The organism is Stenotrophomonas sp. S39, from assembly GCF_016624665.1.
Taxonomy (GTDB): domain Bacteria; phylum Pseudomonadota; class Gammaproteobacteria; order Xanthomonadales; family Xanthomonadaceae; genus Stenotrophomonas.
Window position 1 is genome coordinate 1 of the sequence record NZ_JACVTT010000127.1, and the last position, 9321, is coordinate 9321.

Annotated in this window: 6 protein-coding genes and 1 riboswitch; of the genes, 3 read left to right on the forward strand and 3 right to left on the reverse strand. The window is 68.1% G+C overall.

The window, feature by feature from the left end; all coding sequences use genetic code 11:
- Positions 1-138: 138 nt before the first annotated feature.
- Both IAE41_RS20635 and ybaK read right to left on the reverse strand, forming a co-directional pair.
- Positions 139-582 carry a hypothetical protein gene (locus IAE41_RS20635; RefSeq protein ID WP_200734389.1) on the reverse strand — a complete coding sequence of 148 codons (444 nt, stop codon included), beginning with the start codon at positions 580-582 and terminating at the stop codon, positions 139-141.
- Complete coding sequence (gene ybaK / locus IAE41_RS20640) at positions 582-1055, reverse strand: Cys-tRNA(Pro) deacylase (protein WP_200734390.1); 474 nt, start codon at positions 1053-1055, stop codon at positions 582-584. Before ybaK ends, IAE41_RS20635 begins: the two co-directional genes overlap by 1 nt.
- Before the next feature lie 100 nt (positions 1056-1155).
- Between ybaK and IAE41_RS20645 the strand changes: the two genes are divergently transcribed.
- Complete coding sequence (locus tag IAE41_RS20645; protein ID WP_200734391.1) at positions 1156-1998, forward strand: hypothetical protein; 843 nt, start codon at positions 1156-1158, stop codon at positions 1996-1998.
- A 134-nt stretch (positions 1999-2132) separates the two neighbouring features.
- Here the strand turns inward: IAE41_RS20645 and ahcY are convergent, their stop codons facing one another.
- Positions 2133-3578, reverse strand: coding sequence for an adenosylhomocysteinase (gene ahcY, locus IAE41_RS20650; protein ID WP_200734392.1), 1446 nt, complete (start codon positions 3576-3578; stop codon positions 2133-2135).
- A 36-nt stretch (positions 3579-3614) separates the two neighbouring features.
- Positions 3615-3698, reverse strand: a riboswitch (S-adenosyl-L-homocysteine riboswitch).
- A gap of 123 nt (positions 3699-3821) precedes the next feature.
- Between ahcY and IAE41_RS20655 the strand changes: the two genes are divergently transcribed.
- Together IAE41_RS20655 and ppc are read left to right on the forward strand one after the other, a co-directional pair.
- Positions 3822-6332, forward strand: coding sequence for a prolyl oligopeptidase family serine peptidase (locus IAE41_RS20655; protein WP_200734393.1), 2511 nt, complete (start codon positions 3822-3824; stop codon positions 6330-6332).
- Between the two features lie 218 nt (positions 6333-6550).
- Entirely contained in the window at positions 6551-9262 is a 2712-nt protein-coding gene (gene ppc / locus IAE41_RS20660) for a phosphoenolpyruvate carboxylase (protein ID WP_200734394.1), read from the forward strand.
- The last annotated feature ends 59 nt before the right edge of the window (positions 9263-9321 follow it).

Sequence of the window (9321 nt, forward strand, 5' to 3'; positions counted from 1 at the left end):
TCCCTGGGTCTGGGCCCCCGCCCCCCCCGCCCCCCCGGCCGCGCCCCCCCCCCCCCCCCCCCCCCCCCCGCGCCGCATCGCGGCGAACATTGGGTGGGGTCAGAGCCCTTTCCGGTGGAAAGGGATCTGACCCCTTCGTCAGGCGGCTTTCCACTCCCACCACGGGTAATGGTATTCGCGGTCGGTCGCTTCCCAGGGCTGGCCACACTGCGTGCAGGCGACGTGGCGGCATTCGCCCCAGCCGTCCTCGGCGTCGCCCACCGAGAGCAGCTGCATGTGCCCCTGTTCGATCAGCTTGCGCGGGTCGAAGAACAGATACTTCGGCGTGAGCGCGCACAGGCAGCCGGCCTGCGCCTGCCAGTAACGCAGGCGTTTCAGCGCAGACTGCAGATGCACCTGGTTGGCCAGCAGCGCACCGCCCAGCGTGACCCCGGCGCAGGCCCGTTCGATGCGGTCGGCATGCGGCGCCAGTGCATCCAGCAGCCCGGGATCGAACGTCACCGCGACCCGGCAGGCCGAGGCATGGATACGCGTGGCATCACCACTTAGCAGATCCTGCAGCAGGGCATCGGCCGCGGACATCAGCGGGCCTTCCCGATGGGCGCGTAATGCCCTGCGGTCAGCCGCAGCAGGTCGGCCGGGGCCAGTTCCACTTCCAGGCCGCGGCGGCCGGCGCTGACGTGCAGCGTCGGCAGGGCCTGTGCGCTGGCATCGAGGAAGCTGCGCAGGCGCTTCTTCTGCCCGAGCGGACTGATGCCACCGACCAGGTAGCCGGTGGCGCGCTGGGCGGCATCGGCCGCGGCCATCTCGCACTTCTTGCAGCCTGCGGCTTCGGCCAGCGCCTTCAGGTCCAGCTGCCCGGCCACCGGCACGATCGCCACCAGCAGTTCGTGGGTTTCGGTGCTGGCCAGCAGCGTCTTGAACACCTGCGCGGGGTCCAGGCCCAGCTTCTCCACGGCTTCGCCACCGTAGGACTCGGCGTGTGCGTCGTGCACGTAGCTGCGCACGGTGTGGGCGATTTTCTCGCGCTTGAGCAGATTGATGGCGGGAGTCATGGGGGCATCGTAGCGCGCGCGGGGCGGGTTGCCTTGACCGAGGCTCCTGCCAGGCGCAGCGCGGTGATAATGGACGGTCGTCACTGCCTGGACATCGAACATGCGCGCTCCGCAATGCCTTCATGACCTGACCCTGGATGCCGGACCGTGCGCGGGGCCGTACCCGCCGCAGGGCTTCTGGCCGGTCGCCGAAGGCGCGCTGGGGAATGGCGACCAGTTTGGTCTGTACTGGCCGCTGGGGCGCGAAGCGGAGCCGCCGGTGGTCTGCGAGATGTTCCATGACGAAGGGCGCATGGTCTTCAGTCATTCTTCGCTGGATGCCTTCGCCCGATGGCTGGATGCCGGTGGCGGCTGGGACGGTGACGATGAAGAACGCGATCCACGCGAGCACGAGGTTGCAGATGCGGATTCGCCGTTGCTCCTGGTCGAGCGCGCGCAATGGCATGTGCAGGCCGCTGCGCCGGCCGAAGCCATCGTGCTGCTGGAAGATGCCTGCGGCCGCTTTCCCGAGCTGCAGCGGGCATGGGCGATGCTGGCAGGGCAGCAGATGCGCCTGGGGCAGCACGCGGCGGCCGTGGCGTCGGCACGTGCGGCGGTCCTGGCGAACTGGGCATTCGGCATTCCCGAGCCCGGTGTACTGCGCATCCTGCGTGCAGCCGATGCGGCCGGCGATCCTGTGCTGGCGATGGCCCAGCAGATGGGGTTTGCTTTCGGTGGCGCCAAGACCAATCCGGACTATGCCCTGCTGCAGTCCTGCATCGAACGCTGTTGGGAGGCGGGTGACACGATGGCGGCGCTGCGCCTGAGCCAGAATCGCTGCTATGCGCTCAGCGCCGAGACCGTTTCATTCCAGCAGCGCGAGGGATTCGATCTGGCTTCCTGGCAGCGCGACTTCGCCGCGCATTGCCAAAGCGCCTTGCAGGATGATCGGCAGCGAATGTAGCGCCACGACCACCGCGTGGTTCGGCAGAGGGGTCGGAACGCAGAACGGGCGCCCGAAGGCGCCCGTTCCGTGTGCATCCGATGCTGGGGTCAGAGCCCTTTCCTGCGGAAAGGGATCCGACCCCGGGCACGACATCAGTAGCGGTAGTGGTCCGGCTTGAACGGGCCTTCCACCGGCACGCCGATGTAGTCGGCCTGTTCCTGGGTCAGGGTGGTCAGCTTCACGCCGATCTTTTCCAGGTGCAGGCGGGCCACTTCTTCGTCCAGGTGCTTGGGCAGCAGGTAGACCTTCTTCTCGTAGCTGTCCTTGTTGGCCCACAGGTCGATCTGGGCCAGGGTCTGGTTGGCGAACGAGTTGGACATGACGAAGCTCGGGTGGCCGGTGGCGCAGCCCAGGTTCACCAGGCGGCCTTCGGCCAGCAGGAAGATCGCATTGCCGTTCGGGAAGATGTACTTGTCCACCTGCGGCTTGATGTTCACGTGCTGCACGCCCGGGAACGCCACCAGCGCATCGACCTGGATCTCGTTGTCAAAGTGGCCGATGTTGCAGACGATGGCCTGGTCCTTCATCGCGCTCAGGTGCTCGATGCGGATGATGTCCTTGTTGCCAGTGGTGGTGACGTACAGGTCGGCACGGCCCAGGGTCGATTCGATGGTGTTGACTTCATAGCCTTCCATCGCCGCCTGCAGGGCGCAGATCGGGTCGATCTCGGTGACGATGACGCGCGCGCCGTAGGCACGCAGCGACGCGGCGCAGCCCTTGCCCACGTCGCCGTAACCGCAGACCACGGCCACCTTGCCGGCCAGCATCACGTCCATCGCGCGCTTCAGGCCATCGGCCAGCGACTCGCGGCAGCCGTACAGGTTGTCGAACTTGCTCTTGGTGACCGAGTCGTTGACGTTGATCGCCGGGATCAGCAGCGTGCCGGCCTGGGCCAGCTGGTACAGGCGGTGCACGCCGGTGGTGGTCTCTTCGGAGACGCCCTTCCAGTCCTTCACCACGCGGCCCCAGTAACCCGGGCGCTCGGTGGCCACGCGCTTGAGCAGGTTCTTGATGACCTGTTCTTCGTGCGAGGAGGAGGCGGTGTTGACCCAGTCGCTGCCGTTTTCCAGCTCGTAGCCCTTGTGGATCAGCAGGGTCACGTCACCGCCGTCGTCCACCACCAGCTCCGGGCCGGTCAGGGTGCCGTCGGCCAGGGTGAAGGTCAGCGCGTCCAGGGTGCAGTCCCAGTACTCTTCCAGGGTTTCGCCCTTCCAGGCGAACACCGGGGTGCCGGTGGCGGCGATGGCCGCAGCGGCGTGGTCCTGGGTCGAGAAGATGTTGCAGGAGGCCCAGCGCACGTCGGCGCCGATGTCCTTCAGGGTCTCGATCAGCACCGCGGTCTGGATGGTCATGTGCAGCGAGCCGGTCACGCGCACGCCCTTCAGCGGCAGGCTGGTGGCGTGCTTGCGGCGGATCGACATCAGGCCCGGCATCTCGTGCTCGGCGATGTCCAGTTCCTTGCGACCCCAGTCGGCCAGGGTGATGTCGCGGATCTTGTAGTCACCTTCGGTGGAGAAGGTCTTGGCAACAGCGTTCATGCAGTAGCTCCGGTTGTGGGCGAGCGGGTACTCGCATCTAGCCGGGCGCCGTTGTTACAAAGCCACCTTACCGAGCCTGGCCGGGCCTCATGGGTTCCGGTCGCAGCGCCCCTCGGCAGGGGAGAACGCCCAGTATATCGCGGCCCCGGGGCGGAACCGGAGCGACCCAACCATCGGCAGATGGGGCGCGGGTTGGTGCCTGTTAAGGTCGAGGGTCTTCACGCAACCAAAACAGGAAGATCGATGAGCAAGCACGCGCGCCGCAGCCGGCGCTGGACCGGCCTGGTCCTGTCCATGGCCCTGCTGGCGGTGGTCCCGCAGGCCTGGTCCGCCGACAGCCCGCAAGTGGCGGCGGCCAAGGGCGAGTCCGGCTATGAACTGCCGTCGGCCGCGCTGCAGGCGGTGGTGGATGCGCCCCGTGCGCCCAGCCTGTTCCTGTCGCCGCGCCGCGACGTGGCCGCGCTGATGCAGATGCCGTCGCTGCCGTCGATCCAGGTGGTGGCCCAGCCGGAACTGAAGCTGGCCGGCATCCGCATCAACCCGCGCACGTTCTCCGACAGCCGCTTCAGCTTCGGCGAGAAGCTGTGGCTGATGAACGTGACCGACGGCAAGGAACTGCAGATCAGCGGCCTGCCGCCGCAGCTGTCGATTGCAGGCCTGGCCTGGTCGCCCGACCAGAAGTGGCTGGCCTTCAACCAGGTCGACGCCGCCAGCGGTGCCAACGAGCTGTGGCTGGTGGACGTGGCCAACGGCAGTGCGCGCCGCCTGCAGGCCAACCTCAACACGGTGTTCGGCGACGGTTACCAGTGGCTGCCCGACAGTCGCGGCCTGATCGTGATGACCCGCCTGGCCAATGCCGGTGATCCGCCGCCTGCCGATGGCATCCCGACCGGCCCGGCCGTGCAGCAGACCGGCAAGAGCACCGGCGTGGTATCCATCCGCACCTACCAGGATCTGCTGAAGAACCAGGCCGATGCGAAGCTGTTCGACTACTACGCCAACGCCCAGCCGATGCAGGTCAGCCTGGACGGGCAGGCGCGTGCCATTGGCATGGCGGGCATCTACCTGGGCCTGAGCGTGTCGCCGGATGGCAACTACCTGCTCAGCCAGCGCGTGCAGCGCCCGTATTCGTACGTGGTGCCGGTGGGCAGCTTCCCGCGCCGCATCGAAGTGCTCGACCGCAACGGCCAGCTGGCCCACAGCGTGGCCTCGCGCCCGCTGGTGGAGGGCCTGCCGACCGGCAATGATGCCGAAGTGACCGGCGTGCGTGACATCAGCTGGCGCGCCGATGCGCCGGCCACCCTGGTCTGGGCCGAAGCGCAGGACGGTGGTGACCCGAACCGCGACGCCAAGGTGCGCGATGCGGTGTTCATGCAGGCTGCGCCGTTCGAGAAGCCGCCGGTGACCCTGGCCCAGCTGGGCAGCCGCTTTGCCGGCATCACCTGGGGCCGTGGCGACCTGGCCCTGCTCAGTGAATCGTGGTGGAAGACGCGCAACACCAAGACCTGGCGGATCGCCCCGGACGATGCGGCGCAGTCGCCGCAGCTGCTGTGGGACCGCGATGCGCAGGACCGCTACAACGATCCGGGCCGCGCCGGCGTGGTGCGCGACGTCAACGGCCGCAGCCGCCTGCAGACCACCGCCGATGGCCGCAGCATCTTCCTGTACGGGCAGGGTGCATCGCCGGAAGGCGATCGTCCGTTCGTCGACCGCTTCGACATCGAAAGCCGCAAGGCCACCCGCCTGTTCCATTCGCAGGCGCCGGTGTATTCGGCACCGGTCGCGCTGCTGGACCAGGAAGGCGAATCGCTGCTGCTGACCCGCGAAAGCCCGGACGCGCCGAGCAACTTCTACGTGCAGTCGCTGGCGCAGGCCGATGCCGCACCGCGCGCGCTGACCCACTTCGCCCACCCGCTGCCGCAGCTGAAGGGCGTGCAGAAGGAGCAGATCCGCTACAAGCGTGCCGATGGCGTGGACCTGACCGCAACGCTGCTGCTGCCGCCGGGTTACGACCCCAAGCGCGATGGCCCGCGGCCGCTGCTGATGTGGGCCTACCCGGGTGAGTTCAAGAGCGCTGCGGCCGCCAGCCAGGTGACCGACTCGCCGTACCGCTTCAACGCGATCAGCTACTGGGGGCCGCAGGCCTTCCTGGCCAAGGGCTACGTGGTGCTGGCCAGCCCGACCATGCCGATCATCGGCGAGGGCGACAAGGAACCCAACGACACCTACATCGAGCAGCTGGTGGCCAATGCACAGGCCGCCGTGGATGAAGTGGTGCGCCGTGGCGTGACCGACCGCGAGCACATCGCCATCGGTGGCCATTCCTACGGTGCATTCATGACCGCCAACCTGCTGGCGCACACCCGCCTGTTCAAGGCCGGCATCGCCCGCAGCGGCGCCTATAACCGCACGCTCACCCCGTTCGGTTTCCAGGCCGAGGAGCGCAACTACTGGCAGGCGCAGGACGTCTACCAGAAGATGGCGCCGTTCAACTACGCGGACAAGATCAAGGATCCGATCCTCTTCATCCACGGCGTGGACGACAACAACTCCGGCACGTTCCCGATCCAGAGCGAGCGCATGTTCGCCGCGGTGAAGGGCCTGGGCGGTACCGCGCGGCTGGTGATGCTGCCGAACGAATCGCATGCCTACCGCGCGCGCGAATCGATCATGACCATGCTGGCCGAGAGCGAGCGCTGGCTGGAACAGACCATCGGCCCGGCCGAGCAGGGCAAGGCGAAGAAGAAGCGCTGACCCGCGCGCGATGATGGCGGCCCCTGCAACGGGGGCCGCCTGTGCGGCTGCGCCGCCGCCCGAGCATGGGCTCGGGCGCTACACGTGTAGAGCCGAGCCCATGCTCGGCTGCATCTGCACCGGATACGTGCAGATGAAACCATTCCTGCAGCGCAGCAACGGCTTCGAACTGGGGTAGGCTTGGCGACGGATCATGCCCCGAGGTTCGTGCGTCGCCGATGAACGAGTACCGCAGCAGCATCGAATTCGCTTCCCCCGATCTTCCGCTTCGCGATGATGTGCGCCGCCTTGGTGCACTGGTCGGCGACCTGCTGGTCGAACAGGTTTCCGCCGCGTTCCTCGATGATGTCGAGGATGTGCGCACCCGCGCCATCGCGCGGCGCGAGAACCAGGCGCCGCTGTCCGAGCTGGCCGATGGCCTGGCCGGGCGCACGCCGCAGCAGGCCGAAACCATGGTGCGTGCGTTCAGCACGTACTTCCAGGTGGTCAACATCGCCGAGCGCGTGCACCGCATCCGCCGCCGCCGCGACTACCAGCGTGCGGGCACTGCCGCTGCGCAGCCCGATGGCCTGCAGGATGCGCTGCAGCACCTGAAAGCGCAGGGCGTGGGCCTGGACGAGCTGGCGCAGTGGCTGCCGCGCATCGATATCGAACCGGTGTTCACCGCGCACCCGACCGAAGCGGTGCGCCGCGCGCTGCTGGAAAAAGAACAGTTGATGGTGGCCAGCCTGGTGGACAACCTGGATGGCCAGCGCACGCCGGGCGAGGCTGCTGCCGATGCCGCGCGTTTCCGCATGGCACTCACGGCATCGTGGCAGACCACCGATTCCTCGCCGGTGCGGCCCACGGTCGACGACGAACGCGAGCACGTTGGCTTCTACCTGGTGCAGGTGCTGTACCGGGTGATCCCGGTGCTGTACGAATCGCTGCAGCAGGCGCTGCGCGATACCTATGGCGAAGAACTGCCGCTGCCGCGCCTGCTGCGGTTCGGCACCTGGGTGGGCGGCGACATGGACGGCAATCCGAATGTGGATGCCCATACCATCCGCAATACGCTGGATGCACAGCGGCAGGCGGTACTGGGGCGCTACCAGAAGGAACTGCTGCAGCTGGCCAGCCTGCTCAGCCAGTCCACCGAACGGGTCGGCGTCAGTGATGCGCTGCAGGCACGCGTGGTGCATTACCAGCAGCTGCTGCCGCAGGTGCAGTCGCGGCCACGCCATGCGGACATGCCGTACCGCCTGCTCAACGACCGCATGCGTGCGCGCCTGCAGGCCACGCTGGATGATGGCGAAGGCGCCTACGCCGGTCCCGATGAACTGATCGAGGATCTGCAGCTGATCCTCGACAGCCTGCGCGCCAACCGTGGCGAACACGCCGGTGGCTTCGCGGTGCAGCGCCTGCTGTGGCGGGTGAAGACCTTCGGCTTCCACCTTGCGCGGCTGGACGTGCGCCAGGAATCGAGCGTGCATGCCCGTGCGCTGGCTGCGGTGCTGGGCGGCGATGACGCATGGCAGGCGCTGGATGCGCTGGGCCGTGCGCGTCTGCTGGGCCCGCACGCCAGTGGCGAAACTGCACTGCCCGGCAGTCATGACGAAGGCAACCAGCGCCTGGATGCGGTGTTCGCGGCGCTGGCCGATGCGCGCGCGCGGCATGGCGGCGACGCACTGGGCAGTTACATCATTTCCATGGCGCATGACCGCGGCGACGTGCTGGCGGTGCTGGCGCTGGCGCGGCGGGGTGGCCTGGTCGATGCCGATGGCGCGGTGCCGCTCGACATCGCACCGCTGTTTGAAACCGTGGATGACCTCAAGCGCGGCACTGCCACGCTGCGCGACCTGTTGGACGACCCGGTGTACCGCGCGCACCTGCGTGCACGCGACGACGTGCAGATGGTGATGCTCGGCTACTCGGACAGCAGCAAGGATGGCGGCATCGCGGCATCGCGCTGGGGCCTGCAGCGTGCGCAGGTGGAACTGCTGGAGGTGGCCGCCGAGGCTGGCATCCGCCTGACGTTCTTCCATGGCCGTGGTGGTTCGATCAGCCGTGGTGGCGGCAAGACCACCCACGCCGTGGATGCATCGCCGCGCGGCAGCATCGATGGGCGCCTGCGGGTGACCGAGCAGGGCGAGGTGATCCATCGCAAGTACGGTATCCGCGCGCTGGCGCTGCGCTCGCTGGAACAGGCCACCGGCGCGGTGCTGCGCGCCAGCCTGCGGCCACGTGCCCCCGAGCCGCGCGAGGACGACTGGCGGCCGGTGATGGATGCGGTGTCTGCGGCCAGCAGCGAGGTGTATCGCGCCTTCGTGGGGCAGCCCGGTTTCATGGACTACTTCCGCACGGCCACGCCGATCGATGTGATCGAGCGGATGACGCTGGGCTCGCGGCCATCGCGCCGGCTGGGCCAGGACGCGGCGCTGGGCAACCTGCGCGCGATCCCCTGGGTGTTCGCCTGGAGCCAGGCGCGTGCGGTCATTCCCGGCTGGTATGGCGTGGGCAGCGGCCTGCAGGCCGCAGTCGATGCCGGCCATGAACAGACGCTGCGCGCGATGGCGCGTGACTGGCCGTTCTTCCGCACCTTCCTGGACGACATCGCGATGGTGCTGTCGAAGGGCGATATCACCATTGCCGAACAGTTCTCGCAGTTGTCCGGCGACCTGCACGGGCGCTTCTTCCCGCAGGTGCAGCGTGAGCTTGAGCTGACCCGGCACTGGCTGCTGGCGCTGATGGGCCAGCAGACGTTGCTGGACCACGACGCGCGGCTGGCGCTGTCGATCCGCCTGCGCAATCCCTACGTGGATCCGATCAGCGTGCTGCAGGTGGACCTGCTGCAGCGCTGGCGGGCCAGCGGGCGCGAGGATGACGATCTGCTGCGCGCGCTGGTGGCGTGCGTGAACGGCGTTTCGCAGGGCGTGCAGAACACCGGCTGACCAACACCCGCCGGGGGGGGGGGGGGGGGGCGGCCCCCCCCCCCCCCCCCACCAACGCC